Source organism: Flavobacterium saccharophilum (assembly GCF_900142735.1).
GTDB lineage: Bacteria > Bacteroidota > Bacteroidia > Flavobacteriales > Flavobacteriaceae > Flavobacterium > Flavobacterium saccharophilum.
On the sequence record NZ_FRBY01000002.1, the window covers coordinates 866,691 to 890,105 of the forward strand.

Genomic DNA, 23,415 nt, shown 5'->3' on the forward strand with positions numbered 1-23,415 from the left:
TTTTGTTTACTGATTTATTATACTGCATTTCTATAAGCCGTAGGCGTGAGATTTGTATATTTTTTAAAAGAAGTATTGAATGAAGATTTTGAATTAAACCCCACTTCGTATAAAATTTCTAAAACGGTAAGCTGACTTTTAGACTCATCTTTTAAAATATTCATTGCTTTTTGGATTCGATATTCATTTACAAAATCAAAAAAGTGCTGATCCATTTTATGATTAATTAAAACGGATAAATCCCGGACCGGAATATCAATTTGATTGGCCAATTCCTGAATCGTAAGCGATGGATCAAGAAAAGGTTCTTTCTCGGCCATATATTGTTTCAATGTCAAGATTTGAGCATCAACAACTTCATTCTGATGTTCTTTTACTTCAATTGGATTTTCATTGTTTTGCGGAAGAATATCTTTCGTTAGCTTTAATTTAGAATTAATTCCTCTAAAAAGTTCCGGATGATTTAGTGCTTTCATTACAAACCAGCATATTACACACAACGCCATAATTACCATAAAAACATTGCCCCAAAGAAAAGTCTCTCTTGATGCTGTATAACGTAATAAGTTTTTTGAAGCGGTAATACAATGCATCACTACAAAAACACAATTCATCTGAAAAAGCCATTTATAAGTCGAAGTACTGGGATTCGTATAATTTTCGAGATAAATTTTTCGGTATTTCCTCAAAATTAAAAAAACGCTGATAATATAAAACCAATATTGAATTTCAATTAAAATTTGGAAAAAGTAAATTTCAGGCATTTGGCTATAATTAACCAAAAAATGCTCTTTTTCAATACCTGATTTCAAATAAAACCTTGGCATTAAAACTAAATTCATCACAACAAAAGGAAGTGTGTATATCAGATGCTTCCATTTTAATCGAAAGTCAGAATAACACACCGCTAAAACATACAAATAAATCAAAGGCATTTCCAGCAAGCATGTTGTACTTCTCAAAATCTCAAAATCTACATATTCCTCTGGAAAAGAATAAGCTAGAAGTCCACTGAAATCAATTCCTGAAAAAATAATAAAGCAGGCAAATAATCGATTGGCTAATTTATTTTCCGTTTTTACTGTAAGTAAAAAAAATGCCAACAGTAATGAAACAAAAACAGCAATCCTAGCAATGCCATCTAAAAAGCCTAATTTATCCATTCCTTCTTTTGATTATTCAACAAATATAATATTTTAGTTGTTTTAAAAAGGTTTTAAAAATTGCAATAAAAATGAGTATTTTTGGGCTATTCTATAACTACGAAAAATGACCTTTACAAAAACTACAGAACAAGCATCAAAATACGAACATTTAGAAAAAATGTCGGTTCATGAATTGCTTACCAATATCAATAATGAAGACAAAACTGTTCCAAATGCGGTTGAAAAAGCGATTCCACAAATTGAAGCTTTAGTGGCTCAGGTTGTGGCTAAATTAAAACTAGGCGGACGAATCTTTTATATCGGAGCTGGAACTTCTGGCCGTTTGGGCGTTGTTGATGCTTCAGAATGCCCTCCTACTTTTGGTGTTCCTTTTGATTTGGTAAACGGAATCATTGCCGGTGGAGACACTGCAATTCGCCGTGCCGTAGAAAATGCCGAAGACAATGCAACACAAGCCTGGATCGATTTACAAGCAAATAATATTGGTGCAAATGATGTTGTAATTGGTATTGCTGCCTCGGGAACTACACCTTATGTAATTGGTGGTTTAGAAACTTGCAATCAAAATAATATTCTTACAGGATGCATCACTAATAATGCGGGAAGTCCGTTGGCTTTGACAGCGCAATTTCCAATTGAAGTTGTGGTTGGACCAGAATTCGTTACCGGAAGCTCCAGAATGAAAGCCGGAACAGCTCAGAAATTAGTTTTAAACATGATTTCGACTGCAGCGATGATTCAGCTTGGAAAAGTGAAAGGAAATAAAATGGTCGATATGCAGTTGAGTAACATCAAATTGGTCGATCGTGGTGTAAAAATGATCATGGGAGAAATTCCTGTCTCTTATGAAGAGGCTTCGGAATTATTGAAAAAATACGGCAGTGTGAGAAATGCTGTGGATAATTATAACGCTTAAAAAAGTTTTACCGCTGTCAAACGCGGGCTGATTTAACCACAAAGTCCGCAAAGGTTTTTCGCAAAGTTCACTAAGCTTTAACTTAAAAACAAGTTTTTCAAGATCACAAAGTTGTTGTCTGTTAATCTTTGTCAAAGTTTAAAACTTTGACAAAGATTAACCCAGCTTGAAACCTGAAACAAGAAAAACTTGAAACTTGAAACAAAAAAAATGGCAACAAATAAAGAATTATTAGGAAAAGGAATTAAATATTTATCAGGTTCGTTGCCTTTATTATTTATTGGCCCTTCGTTGATTTATAATGCATTTATGAATCAGCATACGAATTGGCATTATTTAGTTTTAGGAATTGGGATTGTCGCTTGTTTAAGTGCGATGTTTTTGATTTTTTACGGATTGAAAATCATTATGAAAGGTTTGTTTAATGACTAATTTGTATCTTTACTAAAATTCACAATTATGGATATTCAAGCAGAAATAAACTGGATTCATCAAGAAATTGATAAAGTAAAAGATCCTTCTTTTGTAGAAAAATTAAAACATCTTCTACAATCAATCAACAATACTACGGCTGATTCAGATGCATCTTACAATTTAGACATTGAAAATGCTTTAGAAAACATCAAAAAAGGAAATTTTTATACTGAAGACGAAGCTAAAGAAATTGCTAAAAAATGGGGAAGAAAATAATTTGGTCAAAAGATGCTTTAGATCAATTAGAAGACATTCATTTTTATATTTTCTTTGAAAGTAAGTCTATTACAATAGCAGATAAAGTAGCTAATACCATTTTTGAAAGCACTGAAATACTAAAAACACAACCAGAAATTTACAAACTTGATAAACAAAAAACTAACAATGATGGAAGTTTTAGAGTTTATAGTGTTTATGATTATAGCATTTCCTATCAAATAAATAATGATTCAATCTACATTCTTCGTGTACGTCACAACGCACGAAAATCCAAAAAACATTCATGGAAGGTATAATTCATATTCAGAAAACATTCGAGAAAGTCAATTATATTGACAAAAAAATAAACAATCGGGAGTTTGAAGATTGTGTTTTTAAGAACTGTGATTTTTCAAACAGCAATTTTGCTTATAATACTTTTTTAGACTGTGAATTTATTGACTGTAATTTGTCGATGACTAGTTTGGCAGGCACGAATTTAAAGAATGTCACTTTTAAAAACTGCAAACTTTTAGGAATTGCCTTTAACGAATGTGATGATTTTCTATTTCAGGTTTATTTTGAAGAAACTGCCTTAGATTATGCTATTTTTTCCAACAAAAAAATGCCGAAAACCAAATTCATAAATTGTTCTGTACGAGAAGTTACTTTTATAGGAACTAATTTAACAAGTTCCGTTTTTGATAATTGCGATTTGGATGGCGCTATTTTTAATGAAACCCAATTGGCAGCCGTTGATTTTAGAACAGCTTACAATTATAAAATTGATCCCGAATTTAATCCGATGCGTAAAGCGCAATTTTCGAATCAGGGAATTGTGGGACTTTTAGATAAGTATGACATTAAAATTGTATAAATATGAAAGCTAGTGAATCGTATTTAGAAAGCGTTAAAAAGCAGTTTTTATACTATAAAATGCTGGGTGAACAAGCTATGGATCAATTAGAACCAAAGCAGCTTTTTGTCCAAATAAATGAAGACACCAATAGTATTGCGACCATCATCAAACATATTTCCGGTAATATGCTTTCTCGCTGGACAGATTTTTTAACTTCTGATGGCGAAAAAGAATGGCGCAATCGTGATGCCGAATTCGAAAATGACTTACAATCTAAAGAAGAAGTTTTGGAAGTTTGGAATAAAGGCTGGGCTTGTTTTCTAGATGCTTTAAATAATCTAAAACCAGAACAGCTTTCGGATATTATTTATATTCGAAATGAAGGGCATACTGTTATTGAAGCGATAAATCGTCAATTGGCACATTATCCTTATCATGTTGGTCAAATTATTTTTTATGCCAAACAATTAAAAAATAGTGATTGGGAAAGTTTATCGATTCCGAAGAATAAATCCGGAAATTACAATGCCGAAAAGTTTGCCAAAGAAAAAGAAATCAAGAATTTTACGGATGATGAATTAAAAAGATTGAAATGATAGAATTTCATGCTTATTTTGGCGGTCTTTGGTGGTGGATTCTGATTCGGTTTTGCAGAACAAAATTAGCTGACGAACAAGCTGATAAAAACCGAAGACGAAATTTATATTTTTTAAGTTTTCTTAATATTATAATCGCCTCAATTATAACAATATTTCTTGTTTACCCGATATTTTTCTAGCCCCGATGGGAGGGAAAATCCTTTTGTGCCGGGGTTCGGCACAAAAGATTTGGAAGGACAGCGGGAAACAGCTCCTAAAAAAACAACTTATTTAAAAATGAAAAAAATTATATTCCTTTTACCGTTAATCACATTATTCTCCTGCTATAACGCGGAACACAATTGCAAAGACTTTAAAAACGGAAAGTTCAAATTTGAGTTTGAAGTAAATGGTGTTAAAAAAACAACCGTCTTTGAACGAAAAGACAATATTGAAATCGAGACTTTTGATGGAAAAACGGATACCTCAACAGTACGCTGGGTAAGTGATTGTGAGTATGTTTTACAGAAAAAACATCCAAAAAACATGGCTGAGGAAAAAGCAATCAGCATGAAGATTTTAACTACTTCTAAAGATTCTTATACTTTTGAATTCGGAATGGTGGGTTCTGAAGAAAAGCAGCGTGGTACAGTTACTAAAATAGACTGATCGTTTATTGAATTAAATAAAATACGTTTTAAAAATGGAAATACTTTTTAATCCTGACGCCTGGATCGCTTTATTGACACTAACTTTTCTTGAAATTGTTTTAGGAATTGACAATATCATTTTTATATCGATTGTAACCGGTAAATTACCTGAAGAAGATCGAAAAAAGGCAACACGAATTGGTTTATTTCTGGCTATGTTTATGCGTATCGGACTTTTAATGGGAATTTCATATTTGATTGCCATGAAAGCCACAATATTCAGTATTCATTGGGGCTGGTTTGAAGGTGATTTTACAGGTCAGGCTTTAATTTTATTCTTAGGAGGTCTGTTCTTAATTTATAAAAGTACCAAAGAAATAAGTGAAAAGGTAGATCACCACGGAGAGGAAGAAAAAACAATTAAAACGGCTGCAAAGAAATCTTTTTCGAATGTGATTGTGCAAATTTTACTTATCGATTTAATTTTTTCTGTCGATTCGATACTAACCGCAGTAGGTATGACCAATGGCGTTCAGGGTGCTTTAACGATCATGATTACGGCAGTTATTATTTCTGTTTTAATTATGATGTTATTTGCAGTTCCTGTTGGGAATTTTGTTAACAAAAACCCGTCAATTCAAATATTAGGACTCTCTTTTTTAATCCTTATTGGATTTATGTTAATAACTGAAAGTATGCATTTGTCAGATGCTACACTTGCCGGTGAACATATTGGTGCAGTTCCAAAAGGTTATTTGTACTTTGCTATTACATTTTCACTTGCAGTTGAGTTTGTTAATATGCGAATTCGAAAAAAACAATCACAAAACTAAAAACAGCAAAGTTACATTCTGCCACAAAGGCACAAAGACACTAAGATTATTAAACTTTGTGGCTTTGTGCCTTTGTCGCTATAAAAAATTAACGTGTTTCTTTTACATTTCTATTTTAAAATAGTATTTTAGAACCTAAATCTCACGCATGAAAAATACCATATCACATAGAGTTGCTGACTTTTTAAAGGACTTCCCTCCTTTTAGCTTTTTACACAAAATGGATTTAGAAAAGCTATCAGAACAAATTTCGATTATCTACAAAGATAAAGATGCTGTGATTTTTGCTGAAAACGAAAAAACACATGATTCTTTTTATGTTGTTCATAAAGGTGCCGTGGCTTTAAAGAAAAACTCCAAAAATACTGTTTTGGACATGTGTGATGAAGGAGATATTTTTGGATTACGCCCGCTTTTGGCGCAGGAAAATTATATTATGGAAGCTGTAGCGCATGAAGAAAGTATTTTATATGCCATTCCGATTGCTGTTTTCAAACCTTATGCACTAGAGAATAGAACAGTTGGTAATTTTCTGATTGAGAGTTATGCTTCAAACACTAAAAACCCTTATTCTGATATCCATAAAGATAAATTATATGGCGATGATTTGGCGCATGACACGATGCAGTCAGACACTAATTCCTTTGATTTAACCCCTATAAAATATTCAAAAAAAATTGTTACTTGTTCGCCATCAACTACCGCGAAAGATGTAGCCAAAATCATGAACAAGAAGAAGGTTGGAGCCATATTAATTGTTGATGAAATGCTTCCGATTGGTATTTTGACTGATAAAGATTTGCGCAATAAAATCGTAACCGGAGAATACTCGATTATGACAACGGCCGAAACCATTATGACGAAACCGGTTATTACTTATCCGAAGAAAATGACCGTTACGGAGGCTCAAATGGCGATGATGAAAAGTAATATTAGTCATTTGTGTTTGACGAAAGACGGCACTATAAATACAAAAGCAGTTGGAATTCTATCCAAACATGATGTAATGGTTGCGTTAGGAAATAATCCTGCAGTTCTGATTAAAGCTTTAAAAAGAGCAAAAAAGATCAAGGAGATTAAACCCATCCGAAACAGAATTATGCAATTGCTTCAGGGATATTTAGATCAAAATATTCCAATGACATTGATTTCTAAAATCATAACCGAATTAAATGAAGCCTGTACGACACGTGTTATTGAAATGTGTATTGAAAAAATGAGCAGTCCCCCACCGGTAAAGTTTGCATGGCTGGCCCTTGGAAGCCAGGGACGAAGTGAGCAAATGCTGCATACCGATCAGGATAATGCAATTGTTTATGAAAATGTTTCTGAAGTTTTTAGAGACGAAACGCGAATATACTTTTTGAAATTTGCCGGCCTTGTCAACAAAGGACTTTTTGAAATTGGTTATGATTATTGCCCGGCTGAAATGATGGCCTCAAACCCAAAATGGTGTATGAGCCTTGATGAATGGAAAAGTCAGGTGCATCATTGGATTACAAATCCGGGGAAAAATGAAGTTTTATTATCATTCATATTTTTTGATTATAGTGTAACTTATGGCGACACGGAGATCGCGAGTCAGCTTTCTGATTCTATTTTTGAAGATGTAAAGGCAAATCCTATTTTTTATGTTCATTTAGTTAGTGGTGCTTTACAAAGTCCGTCACCAACGGGCTTTTTCAGGCAATTCTTAGTAGAGCAAGATGGTGCCAACAAAGACAATTTTGATATTAAAAGAAGAGCTTTAATGCCTTTGACAGATGCCGCACGTGTCTTGATTCTATCTCATTCTGTTAAAGGAATCAGTAACACAGCGGAACGTTTTGAAAAATTGGCCGAACTGGAACCTACTAATAGTGAATTGTATTTATCCTGTTCCTATTCTTTTAAGGCCCTATTGAAATTCAGAACAAAACAAGGGCTCTTACACCATGATTCAGGGCAATTTATCGCCTTAGAATCTTTATCTAAAATGGAAAAAATAAAGCTCAAAAGAACTTTTAAAACCATTAAAGAGCTTCAGGAATTAATAAGCGTAAGATTTAATGTTTCAAACGTAGTATAATTATGAGCTTACTCAATTTTTGGAAAAAAGAAGAAAATTTGTTCGATGAGAACATTTCGATTGAAGAAACTCGTTTTGTAGTTTTAGATACTGAAACGACAGGCTTTGATTATGAAAATGACAGGATCTTATGCATTGGAGCACTTGTTTTACAAAACGGAGTTATTTCGGTTCAAAATAGTCTTGAGGTCTATATTGAGCAAGCTCATTATGATAAATCAACAGCTCAGATTCACGGTATTTTAAAAGCATTTATTTTGAAACGCCCTAGTGAAATAGAGGCTTTACAGCAATTTTTAGCTTTTTTAGGAGATTCTATTATTATCGCTCATCACACTATTTTTGATGTTACCATGATCAACAAGGCTTTAGAGCGAAATGGCTTACCTGAATTGAAAAACCATAGATTAGACACTGCTTTTTTGTATAAAAAAACCTTAATAAAATCTCATTTGTTTGAAAGAAAAGATCATTACACGTTAGACGATCTTGCCGACAAATTTGATATTTCTAAAAAAGACAGACATACCGCTTTGGGAGATGCTTACATAACTGCAATTGCTTTCTTAAAAATTGTAAAAAAACTGAGAGAAAAAAAAGCCGTTAACCTTAATTCATTATTTAAATAATGAAAACTGTTTCTTAAGATTTATTTGTGAGGCTTAAATTTACATTTAGACTACAAAATTTACTTTTTAGTAATACATACCTTATTATTTGTTAGCAATTTTAAAAGATTAGCATAACATGCATTTTGTTTTTGAGAGATAGCTTTGCTCTAATCAAAAAAAACAAAAAACAGTTATGAAACTTAATTTTTTCAAATCAATTGCGTTGTTAGGTATTACAGGTCTTTCTGTAATTAGTTGTCAAAATGATGACAAAGATTCTTCAAAAGATGTTAATGCTGACATTGACTTTACATCACATTCAAAAGTACCTGCTTTTGTTTATCCAATGACGGGATTCGAAAGCCTAAAAATCAGTACCCTTATTACGAGTGCAGATGTATTGCCTGGTTCTCCTTCATTTATTTACGGAGCTCAGCCTGACGGAGCCGGACTTATGAAAGACCCAAGTGGAGAAGGTTATATTTTGATTACCAATCATGAAATTTTACAATCTGTTTCAAGAGTTTATCTTGACAAGACATTCAAACCTGTAAAAGGAGACTATCTTGTTGACGGGATTGGTGGAATGACACGTTTGTGTTCAGCAACTTTGGCAACTCCTGCAGTGCACGGATTTGGTCCACTTTTCTTAACAGCTGGAGAAAGCGGTCAGGAAAGTATGGTACACGGGATTAATCCTTTAGGTTCATCAGCAGATAAAAGCAAAACAGACAGGGTTTTACCAGCACTAGGGAAAGCAAGTATGGAAAATGCGGTTCCGCTTCCAAAAGAAGCATATCCGGGGAAAACTGTTATTCTTATTGGAGAAGATCAATCCTATGCAACTTCACACGCAAGTGCTGGACAATTAATTATGTATATGAGTACGGTTGGAGATTTATCTAATGGAAAATTATACGCTTTAAAAAGAACAGACGGAAATCAAGTAGAAACAACTATGAAATTGAACAACTCATATCCTGTTTCATTTGTTGAAATTCCAGATGCTAAAAATTTAACTGGTGCTGTTATCAATACAACTGTAAACGCTTTAGGAGCAATTCGTTTTTCAAGAGTTGAAGATGTTGATTACAGAAAAGGAAGCGCAAGCAATAATAGAGAAATTTATTTTACCGCTACAGGGCAAGCGAGTTCAAATGCACCTGTTGAAGGTTATACGATGTGGGGACGCGTTTACAGATTAAAAATGGATGCAAATGACCCTCTTAAAGGTACTTTAGAATTAGCTGTAGAAGGTGATAGTACTCCGGGAACAGGAATCATCAATCCAGATAACTTATGTGTGACTGAGAATTACGTTTACATTCAGGAAGATGGTGACAGTTATTATGCTGATGCTAAACATGATTCTTATATCTGGCAATTTAACATCGCTACAAAACAAAATAAGCCATGGTTAAACATGAACCATAAGAGAACGGATACTGCGTGGAATACTTTATACAACCAGACTGGTGAAATGAGATTCGGAAGCTGGGAATTTGGTGCTATGGAAGATATTTCAGATATCATTGGTGTTCCGGATACATTCACGGTTAATATTCACCCACACACCTGGCAAACTGATGCCTTTAAAAATGCTGATGGTTCAGGAACTCAAACTAACAAAGAGGGCGGACAAACTGTAATTATTAGAAATGTACAACGATAATAATTCGGTCAAAATAACATTTAAAACAACCCTTATTTTTCAGTAAGGGTTGTTCTATTATCTACTATTATGAAATTAAAGCACTTTATCTTTCTACTTTTAATGCTTTGTTTTTTCTTTTCATGCCAAAAAAATGAAATTTCAAAAACAACAATTAAACAAGATTTACTGATTGATTTAACCAAACTAAACAATGAAGTCATTCAGTTTGAAAAGCTCGTCAACAACAATTCATCACAAAAAGAAATTTTAGAGCAATTTAAAAAAGCTCGTTTAGCTTATAAAAAAGTCGAATGGGCGATTGAATACTTTATTCCGGAAACAGCCCGCTTTATGAATGGACCAGCATTGGATGAAATGGAGTTAGAAGAGAACAAATCTTTTGAACCCCATGGTTTTCAGGTCATCGAAGAAATAATTTATCCAGCGTATCAAATCGAAAATAAGGAAAATTTAATTAGAGAATTACATATTTTTCAATCGAATATTAAGCAGATCACAACCTCTTTTGAAGTAATAACGATAAGTGATGATTATGTTTTGGATGCAATACAGCAAAATGTTTTCAGGGTTATTTCATTAGGGATTACAGGTTTTGACAGTCCAATTTTACAATCTTCAGTTTTAGAAGCTGGTGAAAGTTTGATTGTGATTCCTCAATCTTTGGAGAAAATCAATTCTAAGAACAAATCATTGTCTGAAATAAAAAAATTGGTACAAAAAGCGCAAACCTACTGTATCGAAAACAATAATTTCAATACCTTTAACAGAGCCCTTTTTATAACCGAATATTTAAATCCGATTTCGAAGAAAATAAAAGCTTTTCAGAAAGAAGAAAATATTAAAAACGTAAAAAAAAGCAGTCCGTTAAAACCAACTATTGAAACTTTGTTTGATAAAGATGCTTTTGACGTAAATGGCTTTGTTCTTTCAGATGATTATAATTTTACTCCTGATAAATCCCTTTTAGGAGAAAAATTATTTTACGACAAAAGTCTCTCTAAAAATAATGACAGAAGCTGTGCGACATGCCATCATCCTGAAAAAGCATTTACAGATGGTTTAAAAACGAATGTTTCCTTAACCGGATCCAATCTGGCAAGAAACACTCCTACCTTAACGTACGCCTCATTGCAGAATGCACAGTTTTGGGATATGCGCCAATTAGATTTAGAAAAACAGAGTGTTGATGTAATTCAGAATAAAGATGAAATGCATGGTTCTATGGAAAATATTCATGCTAAAATCTTACTAGATAAAGATTATATAAAACTATTTAAAAAAGCTTTCCCTAAAATCGCGAAAACAGAAGCCTGGCAAATTCAAAATGCTATTGCTAGTTATGTGCGTTCTCTGAATTCTTTTGATTCCAGATTCGATAATTATATGAGAGGAGAAAAAAATATTTTGAATGATGAGGAAATTGAAGGAATGAATCTCTTTATGGGAAAAGCGAAATGCGCCACTTGTCATTTCACACCAATATTTAATGGAACTGTTCCTCCAAGTTATTCTAAAACCGAACATGAAGTTATAGGAACTCCTAACGAAGCATCAGGAAAAAAAATAAGCCCTGATTTGGGAAGATATTTATACAATAAAATGCCACAATTGGTTGGTGCATTTAAAACACCAACAGTTAGAAACGTAGCTGTAACTGCTCCCTATATGCATAATGGAGTTTTTAAAACGCTAGAAGAAGTAGTTTCATTTTACAATAAAGGAGGTGGACAAGGTTTGGGTTATGAAGTAGAAAATCAAACACTCCCTTTTGATAAATTGAATTTAACTGTGACAGAGGAACAAGCTCTTGTTGCTTTTATGAAAACGTTGACCGATAAAAAATACCAATAAAAACTCAAATAAATTAAATCAAAAATACCAGAATTTAAGTTTTCTGGCATTTTTGATTTTAATCTACAAATATTCGATACGGAAATACATTTGAAGATCTATTTTTAAGGTTTTTCAAAAAGCTGTCACATAAATAATCCCACTCGTTTTTTGACAAATGTCCAATCTCTTCAGTGTTTCTAGTAATAAAGATGTCTACAGTTCGGCTAAAACCAGCTTTTATGGATATTTCTTTCCGAGTTCCCTTTTCTATTTTAATATCTGCGATTGAGCTTTTAAAATGATTAAAGCCAAATGCTTTAATATCAGCAAAAGTCACGATTCTTCCTCTTGTAAGTAATGCATTTCTATACGCTAAAATTCGGTCTTTATTATTCTGTTTGTTTAAACCTCCAACAGTATTTGTCATTAAAGTACATCTCTGACTTATAAAAAATAAATCATCTTTAGATTCTAAAATAGTTCCAGCTTTAATATCATTTCCTTCTTCTGCACAAGTTGACCAATAATTAATGGTAAATGATTTACCAACCGTGTCATCATTCTTGGGCTTTATCATTAAATAAGGATCGTTACTTTTAGAAAAGCTATTCTCTTTAGTCTGCTGGTGAATAGAAGATAACAGTTGATTTATTTGATTCAAAGAGCTATTCATAAAATCTTTTCCTAAACCAGAAAATGCTGAACTTTCATCTTTTAGCAAATCAAGTACATTTTGAAGGAGTTCAGAAGCACTTCTTGAATCAAATCTAGACACTCCTCCTGTTCTCAAAACAGCACTCCCTTCTTCAATAATGTCGTCCTTGAACTCTTTTATTTCATAATGATGATGCAGAAAATCAACTACTGAATCAACATCGAGATAAATATGATTATCTGTATCAAGCGATACGTAGGACAAAAAGCTACCAAAAGTTTTTCCAATAGAATGATGCTTTTTATTAATAACCGGAAAACAGTTTGTAGTAAATGAGATATTATCGATTATTTGAGGAACAAGTGATTCCGGAAAAACCATTTTTATCCAAATAACTTTCTTGTCATTATTTTTAGTTATTTCTTCAAAATGAGTATAGTCAGAACTATATTCGCTAATTTCTTTGTGCTTTAAAAGACCTTTTAATGTATAAAAATTATCAAAATAGAATTCATTTACCTCCTGCATTATTTCACTTAACTGAGTATAATTGCGATTAATAATATTTTCTACATTAAGATTGTTAATTGGTACATTATATCCTTCCTCAACTTGAATCTCGTTATCATCATAAAAACATTTCATTTGTTTAAAGTAGTAATGAAACATTTCTTTTTGATATATATTTTTAATATCAATGTAAAGCATTAAATCTTTTATTTCCTCTACATTGGCTTTAAGCTCGATTCCTAAAATGACTTCCCCGGACGGTAAGATAGAGCTATAATCACGAACAGCATCTTTATAAAAAAGATTTGAAATTTCATATAGATTTCTTTCGTAGGCAACGTACTTAACTTCACAAGACGATAATTTAACTTCTAAAGTTGGAGAAAGAACAACTTCTTTTGTTATCGGAATTAAAGGATTGTAAATATTATGAATTCTTTTATTTACCTTCATTTGATTATACAACGAGACTTTCAGATTATTTTCAATAGGGAAAGCATGTAAAATTCCCCTTGCAGGTGTCGCTCCAGAAGTTACTTCTGGAAACATTATTTCTAAGACTCTTTCGACAACACGTGTTTTAGAATCTTCAAGTTCATGGGCTACTTTTTCCAATTCGTATGATAGTGCATTCAGCATCAAGGACACCACAGGATCGAAGGAATTCTCTATTTCAACATCAGAAAACCCCCATGCCCTGGCTGCTCTTTTTAATACTCTGTCTTTAATTCGTTCTTGCCTCATGATTTAATTTTTTAATTTCTTCATCTTTATTAAAAAAATCACTTTCCTGATTGTATAAATAAATTCTATTTTCGTTTAAGTTTTTTTTGGAAAATTCTCCACAAGAATCAGGTTTCCTAAATAGTTTTTTTGACGCATATCCTTTTCTTTTTAGAAATATTTCAATAGTTGAATTGGATTTTATTTTCATGGCAAAATAGCCTACACTATCCGTTTGAGTAATTTGATCATTTATTGTTACACTAACATTTCTTAGCGGCTTTTCTGTATCATAATCATACACATGCCCCTGAAAATTATTGTTCGAACAACTGCACAACAATAAAATCATTAAAATGAATTTGATTTTCATTTTGGCATAAAATTTAATCTAATTCGATCCAATTGTTAAGGAATTTGGCGTCGCCAAAAGTCAATTCTTTGGTTACTAATTCCATTGTAATTTTCATCGGAACTTCCGTTGTACTTGTAAATTGTTCATCGTAATTTATGCAATATGCTTTTTCAAATTTTAGTTCTTTCATTTTGCTTAGAGCGTCTCTTCTGTAAAAAACAATTTTGCCATCCTTAGCTAAATCCCCACTTAACATCCATGACAAAAAAAGGCTATTTTGGGTCGCTTCAATTATTATTCTAATGATTCCACCTTTTGCATTTCCTGTTGGTTTACTTGCTGTATCAATATCTTGCTTAAAACTGATATTAAATTCAAGAACATTATACTCTTCTCCGTCAATATGTAATTTTGATAAAAAACTCATTTTTTAAATGTATTTGGTTAATTAATTATAAGTAAGTAAACCCACGTGTTTTAGAATAAAAGTCTACTAACAAAAAAGGAAGTCCTTCAGATAGACTTCCTTTAATAGTTTCAAGCTTAATTAAGTTTGATTAAAGTCTTTAGATACTTAAACCCAAGCATTATCAAACTCACCTCCACCCATCGAAATTTTACGAGCCGAAATCATAAAAGTTTCCGTTAACGGATTATCACTGTTATGATCAAAATTCTCCTTGTATTTAACCATGTAAGCCTCAATGAATTTTAATTCTTTTAAAGTAGCATTAGAATCACGCTTGATGAATTTTACAGAACCATCCTTTCTTTCGAAATTATTAGTCATCCATTCAAACAATTCTGTGCTGCCATTGGTGCCCCGCCTGGATACGTCGGGTATGAATCTGGTGGAGTACTAGTAAATAAGATCAGAGAGAAGCCTTACTCGATTGTATTATTCGACGAAATTGAGAAAGCACATGCTTCTGTTTTTGACGTTTTTCTTCAAATTATGGATGAAGGAAAACTGCATGACAGACTGGGAAAAGAAGGAGATTTTTCGAATGCAATTATCCTTTTTACTTCGAATATTGGAGCTGATCATATAGTTAAAACTTACAGTAAAGGTGAGATTCCAACATCAACTTCTTTAATAGAAATCATGGCGAATTATTTCAGACCAGAATTCTTAGGGCGTTTGACGGAAATTGTACCTTTCGCCCCTATCGCTAAGGAGAATGCTCTGAAAATCTTTGAAATTCATCTCAAAAAAGAATTTACAGACTTACTTAGAGACATTAATATAGAAGTTGACATTCCTATGGAAGTCAAACTTTATTTGGCTGAAAATGGCTATAATGCTCAGTACGGAGCAAGACCAATAAAAAGTATCATCAGAAGTCATTTACGAAGACCATTAGCTAAGAAAATCATTTCAGGAGAAGTCAAAGATGGAGACAAAATGATCGTTACAATTGATAATGACACAATAAAGTGGATTAAAAAAGAAATTTTAGCTGAGCATTAAACTAAAAAATAGAACTAAAAAATAGAACTAAAAAAAACGCTAAGAAATTCTCTTAGCGTTTTTCATTTTTTATTCTAAAACTAGTCCAATTTGCCCGTCATCATCTAATTCGGTTTCTACTGAATCATCATCTTCTGCTAATTCCGGTTTCTCTGGAATTTCTTCAACTGGCTCTTCATAAGGAAGCGGATCTAATAAATTAACTTGTTTTAATTTATCTGTAGTTAATTGATTTCCTAAAGCTTTAAAGCCTTTTACGGCTATAAAGTCTTCCACATCGATATGCAAATCTTCTTTCTGAACTCCTTTTACTTTTGCAAAAACCAATTGCGCAACTGGACGATAATCTGTCGACACAATTTCTAATTGTGAATTTGGATGATCTGTGATAAAACTTTCTTCTTTACCTTCATTTTCAACAAGAAAACGTTTTAAGAAATAACGTTCTTTTTCTCCGTCATAATAAATCGCAGAAATTGGTTTTTTAGGTTTCCATTTCTCCAAAACAATCATATCTTCATCAAAGTGCGTCGATAACTCCGGAATAATAACTTTCAGCTTTCCTGTTTGATTAATGATCAAAATTTTATCACTTGGTTTAAATTCTCCAAGCAGTTCTCCTCGAGCATCAACATTCAAACGTTTTACAGTATCGTCAAACCAAACTTTTCTTGGCAATAATGTCGAAATTCCTTTTTCTTTTAATTCGATTTTCTTGATTGGATATTTAGTCACTAAATTTCCTTTTGAAGCACGTCCTTTAATGGCTAACTTGGCAAAATCAATATCGAATTTCAATTTCTTAATCGTTCCCACCTGACGTAATAAAATAGTTATCACTTCCGCTTCTCCATTTGGATTATGCGAAAAATAAACTACTTGCGAACCTGCTGTTTCATTTGTTAAATCGTATGGTTTATCGCGCGTAACACCTGTCACATTGAAACGTTTAATATATGAAGGTCCTGATTTTCCGTCACGGTAAATCATGTTGTAAATCGTACGTTTATCGCTTTTATCGAAAATTGCAACGTGTATAATATCTTTCCCGACAAATGTCTTAGCATCGACTTTAGTAATAATCATTTTACCATCTCGCAAAAACACAATTACATCATCAATATCAGAACAATCTGTAAGATATTCGTCTTTTTTCAAGCTTGTTCCTACGAAACCTTCTTCTCGGTTTACGTAAAGTTTTGTGTTTCTTAAAACTACTTTTGTAGCTTCAACATTATCAAAAACACGAAGTTCGGTCTGGCGTTCGCGACCTTTTCCGTATTTCTCTTTTAACTTTGTAAAATAAGCAATAGCAAAATCGGTTAAATTAGCCAAATTATGCTCAACTTCTTTCATTTCCTCTTCTAACTTAGAGATAAAATCATCAGCTTTATCAGAGTCAAAACGAGTAATACGAATCATTGGAATCTGAGTTAGTCTTTGCAAATCATCGTCATTGATTTCTCTGACGAATGATTTTTTGAAAGGCTCAAAACGATCGTATAAATATTTATAAAGTGATTCTCTATCAGAATACAATTTGAAATCGATGTACATTTCTTCACGAATGAAGATTTTTTCTAAAGTAGAGAAATGCCATTTATTTTTTAATTCTTCTAACTGAATTTCTAATTCTTGTCTAAGTAAATCAACAGTCCTGTGCGTCGAAATTTTCAACATCTCAGAAACCCCGATAAATAACGGTTTATTGTCTTCAATAACACAACCTAAAGGTGCTACAGAAGTTTCGCAAGCCGTAAAAGCAAATAATGCATCAATTGTTTTATCTGGAGAAACTCCCGGGAAAAGATGAATTAAAATCTCTACGTCAGCCGCAGTATTGTCTTCAATTTTCTTGATTTTGATTTTGCCTTTATCATTGGCTTTCAAAATACTGTCAATTAAAGTCGTTGTATTGGTCGAAAACGGTATTTGCGTTATCACCAATGTATTTTTATCTAACTGGGCAATTTTAGCACGCACACGTACACGTCCGCCACGCAATCCGTCATTGTAATTTGACACATCGGCAATACCTTGTGTCATGAAATCAGGATATAATGTAAAAGGTTTTCCTTTTAAAATTTTAATCGAAGCATCAATTAATTCATTGAAGTTATGAGGTAAAACTTTAGTCGAAAGTCCAACCGCAATACCTTCTGCTCCTTGTGCCAAAAGCAATGGGAACTTTACAGGAAGATTGTTGGGTTCTGCACGACGACCGTCATACGAAACACCCCAATCGGTAATTTTTGGAGAATATAAAACCTCCAAAGCAAATTTAGATAAACGTGCTTCAATGTAACGAGAAGCTGCTGCCCCGTCACCTGTTAAAATATTTCCCCAGTTTCCCTGGCAATCAATCAATAAATCTTTTTGACCAATTTGTACCATGGCATCACCAATACTCGCATCTCCGTGTGGGTGATACTGCATGGTGTGACCTACTACATTGGCAACTTTATTATAACGACCATCGTCCAGTTCTTTTAAAGAGTGCATAATACGACGCTGAACTGGTTTAAAACCATCTTCAATCGCCGGAACTGCACGTTCCAGAATTACGTATGAAGCATAATCCAAAAACCAGTCTTTGTACATACCGGTTACTTTCGTGATTACGTCTTCGCCTTCTTCTTCCTGATTTTCGTAAAAATGCTGTCCTTCAAAATGTTTAGCATCTACGTTGACTATTTCTTCAGAATCATCTCCTTCCTGATTTTCGTCAAGCGGATTTTCATCTGAATTATTCTCGTCGTCGTTTGGAATTATGTTATCGTCTTCTTCGTCTTTCATTTTTATATGCTGAATTTATTTCAGTATTTATATGTATAACTTTATTATTTAGTCAACTATTTTCTTCTTTGCTTTTAAGCTATCTAAAAATAATATTTCTTTTTTCTCCAATTCTTCGGTATCAACAAAATATTTGATTCCTTCTTTTTTCAAAAAAACTTTTAAATCATCTTTACAATAATCCCAATTTTCTTTCAAATTATTTGAGCTGCTTGATGTTCCACATGTAAAACAAACTTCTATATGAGCAATTATTTTATTTTTGTTATTATAAAAAAGTATCAAATTTCTGGGCATATAGCATGAAGAATACGGGGCAATATCCCCTTCATTTTTACAATGATTTTTTATTAAATCAAATAATTCTTTGATTTTTGGCTTCTTCAGTAATGTTATTTTCTCATTAATCATTGAAGTATCAAAATCAATTTTATTGTTTCTAATAATTTCTTCTCTATGCCTCAGAGTATCCCAAGATAATCTGTCTGGATAAGAAAATATTTCTACCTTATCAATTTGTTCTAGCTCGAAATCAATATTATCCGAATAATCTATTATTTGGTCAACTTCAACATTTCCCTCAGAATCTTTATTCTTATTACACGAAATTAAACCTAAAATTATGATCAAAAACAGTATTCTTTTCATATAGTTATTCAATTTCTAATTATAAAACAATAAATTTAGTAGATATTATTGACGAAATTCAAAACTTCAAAACCGCAGTCAGTGACTACGGTTTTTATATATTATTTTTTAAATAGCAACATCCTCAACCGCATCCAACTCCACCTTCAAATTCTTTATAATGAACTCTTGTCTATCCGGAGTATTTTTTCCCATATAAAAAGACAAAAGCTGCTCAATTGAAGTATTTTTATCCATCATAATTGGGTCAAGGCGAATCGTTTCTCCAATGAAATTCTTAAACTCATCTGGCGAAATCTCTCCCAAACCTTTAAATCGGGTGATCTCTGGTTTTGGTTTTAGTTTTTCGATCGCGTCTCTTCTTTCTTCTTCAGAATAACAGTAGATGGTCTCTTTTTTATTTCGAACTCTGAAAAGCGGTGTTTGCAAGATATACAAATGCCCTTCTTTGATTAATTCTGGGAAAAATTGAAGAAAAAATGTAATCAACAACAAACGAATGTGCATTCCGTCGACATCGGCATCAGTTGCGATTACAATGTTGTTGTATCTTAATTTCTCCAATCCGTCTTCGATATCTAATGCAGCTTGCAGTAAATTGAATTCTTCATTTTCATAGACGATTTTTTTCGTCATTCCGTAGGAATTCAAAGGCTTACCACGCAAACTGAAAACGGCTTGTGTATTTACGTCACGCGACTTTGTAATCGATCCGGAAGCCGAATCTCCCTCGGTAATAAAAAGGGTACTTTCTAAGTTTCTGGGATTCTTAGTATCTGGAAGATGCGCACGGCAATCTCTTAGTTTTTTATTGTGAAGATTGGCTTTTTTAGCACGATCTGTTGCCAGTTTTCTAATTCCTGATAATTCTTTACGCTCTCTTTCAGCTTGCAAAATTTTGCGCAATAACGCTTCTGCAGTCTGCGGATTTTTATGTAAATAATTATCCAGTTTGTTCTTCACAAAATCATTTACAAAAGTACGAACTGAAACGGCTGGCGTTCCATCATCAGAACCCATATCGGTTGAACCCAGTTTGGTTTTGGTCTGAGACTCAAAAACAGGTTCCATAACTTTAATACTAATCGCACTTACAATCGATTTACGAACGTCTGATGCTTCAAAATTTTTGTTATAAAACTCACGAATGGTTTTTACAAGTGCTTCTCTGTAAGCCGCTAAATGCGTTCCTCCCTGTGTTGTATTCTGACCATTTACAAAAGAGTGATACTCTTCGCTGTATTGTGTTTTACTGTGCGTTAAAGCGATCTCAATATCGTGGTCTTTCAAATGAATAATTGGATATTCTAAATCTTCTTCGCTGATTGTTTCTTCTAATAAATCACGAAGACCATTTTCAGAAATATATTTTTCTCCATTGAAAATAATCGTCAAACCATTGTTTAGGTAACAATAGTTTTTAACCATTTTAATGACATATTCCATACGGAATTTGTAATTTTTGAAAATCGTTTCGTCTGGCGTAAAAGTTACTTTCGTTCCTTTTCGCTTTGTTGTATCAACTACATCTTCTTCTAAAACTAAATTTCCTCCTGAAAATTCAGCTGCTTTTTGTTTATCATCACGAACTGATTCTACACGAAAATAATTGGACAAAGCATTTACCGCTTTTGTTCCGACACCGTTCAAACCAACTGATTTCTGAAAAGCTTTAGAATCGTACTTTCCCCCCGTGTTCATTTTCGAAACTACATCAACAACTTTTCCTAACGGAATTCCACGTCCGTAATCACGAACCGAAACCGTTTTATCCTTGATAGTCACTTCGATAGTTTTTCCCGAGCCCATTACGAACTCATCGATACAGTTGTCTAAAACCTCTTTTAAAAGAATATAAATACCGTCATCCGGCGAAGATCCATCTCCCAATTTCCCGATATACATTCCAGGACGCATACGAATATGCTCCTTCCAATCGAGTGATCGTATATTATCTTCGTTATATTGATTTTGCTCTAGCATAAATGAATTGGATTTTTGGCTAATGTACCATTTCTACACAAAAAATAAAAGCGTATTTTTTTTTTGTTATGAATAATAACAGCTTTTAATCTTATTTAAACTGAATTTAAAAAAATACAAGCTTTAAAAGTAGAAAAAATCAGTTTTAAAACAAAAAATTACGACTTGATTCCGAGTACTTCTTTTGCCAAAGCAATCATTTCGGGCGTTCCCGTATTTTTGTTTTTTTCGTCAGAAAGTTTAACAACACCTTGCCAATGTGTATTATCTGGTTTTGTATCGGTTAATTTAATAACCATATTCATGGAAGGAAGTCCCACATCATTGGTAAAATTGGTTCCGATACCAAAAGACATTTTGATTTTGTCTTTACAGAAATCAGCTATCGTTTTTACTTTCTCAAAATTAAGAGAATCTGAAAAAACAATAATCTTAGATTTTGGATCTATTCCCATTTTTGTATAGTGCATAATTACTTTTTGGGCAAATTCAATCGGATCGCCGCTATCATGTCGCACGCCGTCAAAAAGTTTGGAATATTTTTTATCAAATTGATTGAAGAAAACTTCTGTAGTGTAAGTATCTGTTAAGGCAATTCCGAGGTCACCACCATACACTTGTGTCCAATGTTCCAGGCTCATCAAATTTGCCATTTTAAATCCATACTGTGCGGCATGAAACATAAACCATTCGTGTGCATGCGTGCCTAAAGGTCTTTTATTATTCACCATTGCAAAATGTACATTGCTTGTGCCAATAAAACTTTGCGAACCGTAAGTGTTTAACGTTTCGTTGACCAAAACATGAATATCATAAGAATGACGACGTCTTGTGCCGAATTCTAATATTGACACTCCAAGTTTATTATAATTGTCAATTTTATTTTTTGTCAACTCCTTGACAGCTTCATCATTCAAACGAATTAGGTGATTTGATTTATAAAAAAGTTCAGAAATTAAAGCCATTAAGGGTACTTCCCATAAAACAGTGCGATACCAAAAACCTTCAATTGTAACTTTTATTTCAGACCCTTCTTGAGAAATATGAACTTCAGACGGATCATAACTATATCCTTGCAGAAAATCTAAATAAGTGGGATCGAGATAAGGACAATGATGTGATAAATAATGTTTTTCGTCTTTTGTCAATCGAAGATCTGCCATTGCGTCTACTGATTTTCGGAGCAAATCTGCAAAACCCGCCGGAAAAATATGTTTACCGCGATTAATAAAACCATAACGTACTTTTGCTTTTGGAAAAAGCCTTATTACGGCATGCTGCATCGTAAATTTATAGAAATCATTATCTAAGATTGATTTCAAAAAAGTAGTTTCCATAAGACAAGTTTCTATTTTTCAAATTCCCTAACTGCTAAGATACGGCAATTTGAGAAAAGAATAAAATTGTCATAACAAAGATCCTTGTGTACTTATTTTGAAACTATTTTAAAAGAAGCAATACTATTAGTATCCAGGAAAAATGTGATATAATCGCCTATCGTATTGTCAACTGTAATTTGAAATTCCAAACCTCCTCTTTTTTCTTTTGCATTTACAACTCTGACAGCCTGATTTCTTTTATTTAAATAAAAAAACTGACTAGATTTTGAAATATTTTTTATCTGAAATGTGATTTTTTGACCTCTATTAACTTCTATGATTCCAGATTCAGGAGCAATAATTTTATTATCTCCGGCTATTGTTTTATTATAAATTAAAGGTCCGTTAAGAAAATCTTCTTTACTTATTCTACGGCCTAAATATGAACCCGAATCCGGGAAATGTTTCGCGAAAAAATAATCGGATTCAGTATCGAAATAGGCTGGTTCAAAATCTTTTACCATTCTGCCTTTAGAACTATCATAATAACCCTGCCCCCAGGTAACATCAACCAAACGCCATTTTCCATCAATTAAAACGGTATTCCAGGCATGATTTGAAGTAGTGTTTTTTCGACCAATATCTGCCAGTCTGATTTTGGAATCGCCACGAATAATTTCCGCTTTTATTCCGACTAAGGCTGCTAAATGCTGGTACAAAAGTGTGAACCCTTCGCACACGGCTTTCTGAGATTTGAATGTTTTTTGAAGCATATTATCATTCAATTCTTGTATTTTTCTCTGCTTTTCAGCCTCGTTTCGATAAGAAAAACTTTGCGTTCTTGGAGGATTAAGATAAGCGTTAAAATCATATTTAATATTGAAGGCTATCCAACTGTAAATAGCCCTCGCTTTGTCATAATCTGAATTAAAATCTTTATCGATTCGTTGGGCTAGTTCTTCTGTGGTATCAAAACTTTTTGGATACTTTAAAACAGCCTTATCCACAGCGCTATATTTTTGAGCGTGAGAATATTGGAAAAAAAATACACTCAAAAAAAGGAACAGAAAAAAAATCTTTTTTATTTTCATGGA

21 protein-coding genes and 2 pseudogenes are annotated in these 23,415 nt (G+C 32.9%); 13 read left to right on the forward strand and 10 right to left on the reverse strand.

Annotated elements, in window-relative coordinates:
• Positions 1–17: 17 nt before the first annotated feature.
• Positions 18–1,163, reverse strand: coding sequence for a helix-turn-helix domain-containing protein (locus BUA98_RS09245; RefSeq protein WP_072971302.1), 1,146 nt, complete (start codon positions 1,161–1,163; stop codon positions 18–20).
• 106 nt (positions 1,164–1,269) lie between these two features.
• On the opposite strand from BUA98_RS09245, the gene murQ reads away from it, so the two are divergent.
• The 12 genes from murQ (at position 1,270) to BUA98_RS09310 (ending at position 11,879) form a co-directional block, all read left to right on the forward strand.
• Positions 1,270–2,082 (forward strand): N-acetylmuramic acid 6-phosphate etherase, encoded by an 813-nt coding sequence (gene murQ / locus BUA98_RS09250; RefSeq protein ID WP_072971304.1) that lies wholly within the window; start codon positions 1,270–1,272, stop codon positions 2,080–2,082.
• A gap of 210 nt (positions 2,083–2,292) precedes the next feature.
• Entirely contained in the window at positions 2,293–2,514 is a 222-nt protein-coding gene (locus BUA98_RS09255; protein ID WP_017498392.1) for a DUF6095 family protein, read from the forward strand.
• A gap of 27 nt (positions 2,515–2,541) precedes the next feature.
• A complete protein-coding gene (locus tag BUA98_RS09260; RefSeq protein ID WP_072971306.1) occupies positions 2,542–2,772 on the forward strand; it encodes a hypothetical protein in 231 nt (76 codons plus the stop codon).
• The gene (locus BUA98_RS09265) at positions 2,757–3,071 is read left to right on the forward strand and encodes a type II toxin-antitoxin system RelE/ParE family toxin (RefSeq protein WP_072971313.1); all 315 of its coding nucleotides are present in this window, start codon (positions 2,757–2,759) and stop codon (positions 3,069–3,071) included. The genes BUA98_RS09260 and BUA98_RS09265 overlap by 16 nt, the downstream gene beginning before the upstream one ends.
• Positions 3,059–3,631, forward strand: coding sequence for a pentapeptide repeat-containing protein (locus BUA98_RS09270; protein WP_072971315.1), 573 nt, complete (start codon positions 3,059–3,061; stop codon positions 3,629–3,631). Before BUA98_RS09265 ends, BUA98_RS09270 begins: the two co-directional genes overlap by 13 nt.
• Before the next feature lie 2 nt (positions 3,632–3,633).
• On the forward strand, positions 3,634–4,209 hold the full coding sequence (locus BUA98_RS09275) for a DUF1572 family protein (protein ID WP_072971318.1): 576 nt from the start codon (positions 3,634–3,636) through the stop codon (positions 4,207–4,209).
• 279 nt (positions 4,210–4,488) lie between these two features.
• Positions 4,489–4,860 (forward strand): DNA topoisomerase IV, encoded by a 372-nt coding sequence (locus BUA98_RS09285; RefSeq protein WP_072971907.1) that lies wholly within the window; start codon positions 4,489–4,491, stop codon positions 4,858–4,860.
• A 34-nt stretch (positions 4,861–4,894) separates the two neighbouring features.
• The gene (locus BUA98_RS09290; protein ID WP_072971322.1) at positions 4,895–5,674 is read left to right on the forward strand and encodes a TerC family protein; all 780 of its coding nucleotides are present in this window, start codon (positions 4,895–4,897) and stop codon (positions 5,672–5,674) included.
• 148 nt (positions 5,675–5,822) lie between these two features.
• The gene (locus BUA98_RS09295) at positions 5,823–7,742 is read left to right on the forward strand and encodes a DUF294 nucleotidyltransferase-like domain-containing protein (RefSeq protein WP_072971345.1); all 1,920 of its coding nucleotides are present in this window, start codon (positions 5,823–5,825) and stop codon (positions 7,740–7,742) included.
• A gap of 2 nt (positions 7,743–7,744) precedes the next feature.
• Positions 7,745–8,371, forward strand: a complete 627-nt coding sequence (locus BUA98_RS09300) for a 3'-5' exonuclease (RefSeq protein ID WP_072971347.1) — start codon at positions 7,745–7,747, stop codon at positions 8,369–8,371.
• Positions 8,372–8,546: 175 nt separating this feature from the next.
• Positions 8,547–10,025, forward strand: a complete 1,479-nt coding sequence (locus tag BUA98_RS09305) for an alkaline phosphatase PhoX (protein WP_072971349.1) — start codon at positions 8,547–8,549, stop codon at positions 10,023–10,025.
• 69 nt (positions 10,026–10,094) lie between these two features.
• Complete coding sequence (locus BUA98_RS09310) at positions 10,095–11,879, forward strand: cytochrome-c peroxidase (RefSeq protein ID WP_072971352.1); 1,785 nt, start codon at positions 10,095–10,097, stop codon at positions 11,877–11,879.
• Positions 11,880–11,937: 58 nt separating this feature from the next.
• Here the strand turns inward: BUA98_RS09310 and BUA98_RS09315 are convergent, their stop codons facing one another.
• The 4 genes and pseudogenes from BUA98_RS09315 to tssD (BUA98_RS09330) form a co-directional block, all read right to left on the reverse strand.
• A complete protein-coding gene (locus tag BUA98_RS09315) occupies positions 11,938–13,770 on the reverse strand; it encodes a type VI secretion system baseplate subunit TssF (RefSeq protein WP_072971357.1) in 1,833 nt (610 codons plus the stop codon).
• Positions 13,751–14,122 (reverse strand): hypothetical protein, encoded by a 372-nt coding sequence (locus tag BUA98_RS09320; protein WP_072971360.1) that lies wholly within the window; start codon positions 14,120–14,122, stop codon positions 13,751–13,753. Before BUA98_RS09320 ends, BUA98_RS09315 begins: the two co-directional genes overlap by 20 nt.
• A gap of 13 nt (positions 14,123–14,135) precedes the next feature.
• Positions 14,136–14,531 (reverse strand): type VI secretion system tube protein TssD, encoded by a 396-nt coding sequence (tssD, locus tag BUA98_RS09325; protein ID WP_072971363.1) that lies wholly within the window; start codon positions 14,529–14,531, stop codon positions 14,136–14,138.
• A gap of 147 nt (positions 14,532–14,678) precedes the next feature.
• Positions 14,679–14,924 (reverse strand): annotated as a pseudogene (gene tssD / locus BUA98_RS09330) (type VI secretion system tube protein TssD); the annotation flags it as partial.
• Here tssD (BUA98_RS09330) and BUA98_RS09335 point away from each other — a divergent pair.
• Positions 14,922–15,575, forward strand: a pseudogene (locus BUA98_RS09335) (AAA family ATPase); the annotation flags it as partial. The pseudogenes tssD (BUA98_RS09330) and BUA98_RS09335 sit on opposite strands and share 3 nt — an antisense overlap.
• Before the next feature lie 69 nt (positions 15,576–15,644).
• Here BUA98_RS09335 and BUA98_RS09340 read toward each other — a convergent pair.
• The 5 genes from BUA98_RS09340 to BUA98_RS09360 form a co-directional block, all read right to left on the reverse strand.
• On the reverse strand, positions 15,645–18,371 hold the full coding sequence (locus BUA98_RS09340; RefSeq protein WP_072971367.1) for a DNA gyrase/topoisomerase IV subunit A: 2,727 nt from the start codon (positions 18,369–18,371) through the stop codon (positions 15,645–15,647).
• 48 nt (positions 18,372–18,419) lie between these two features.
• A complete protein-coding gene (locus BUA98_RS09345) occupies positions 18,420–19,019 on the reverse strand; it encodes a hypothetical protein (RefSeq protein ID WP_072971370.1) in 600 nt (199 codons plus the stop codon).
• A 108-nt stretch (positions 19,020–19,127) separates the two neighbouring features.
• Positions 19,128–21,002 carry a DNA topoisomerase IV subunit B gene (locus tag BUA98_RS09350; protein ID WP_072971373.1) on the reverse strand — a complete coding sequence of 625 codons (1,875 nt, stop codon included), beginning with the start codon at positions 21,000–21,002 and terminating at the stop codon, positions 19,128–19,130.
• Between the two features lie 158 nt (positions 21,003–21,160).
• A complete protein-coding gene (pncB, locus tag BUA98_RS09355; protein WP_072971375.1) occupies positions 21,161–22,339 on the reverse strand; it encodes a nicotinate phosphoribosyltransferase in 1,179 nt (392 codons plus the stop codon).
• Between the two features lie 92 nt (positions 22,340–22,431).
• Positions 22,432–23,328, reverse strand: a complete 897-nt coding sequence (locus tag BUA98_RS09360; RefSeq protein ID WP_244279185.1) for a transglutaminase domain-containing protein — start codon at positions 23,326–23,328, stop codon at positions 22,432–22,434.
• Positions 23,329–23,415: the final 87 nt, after the last annotated feature.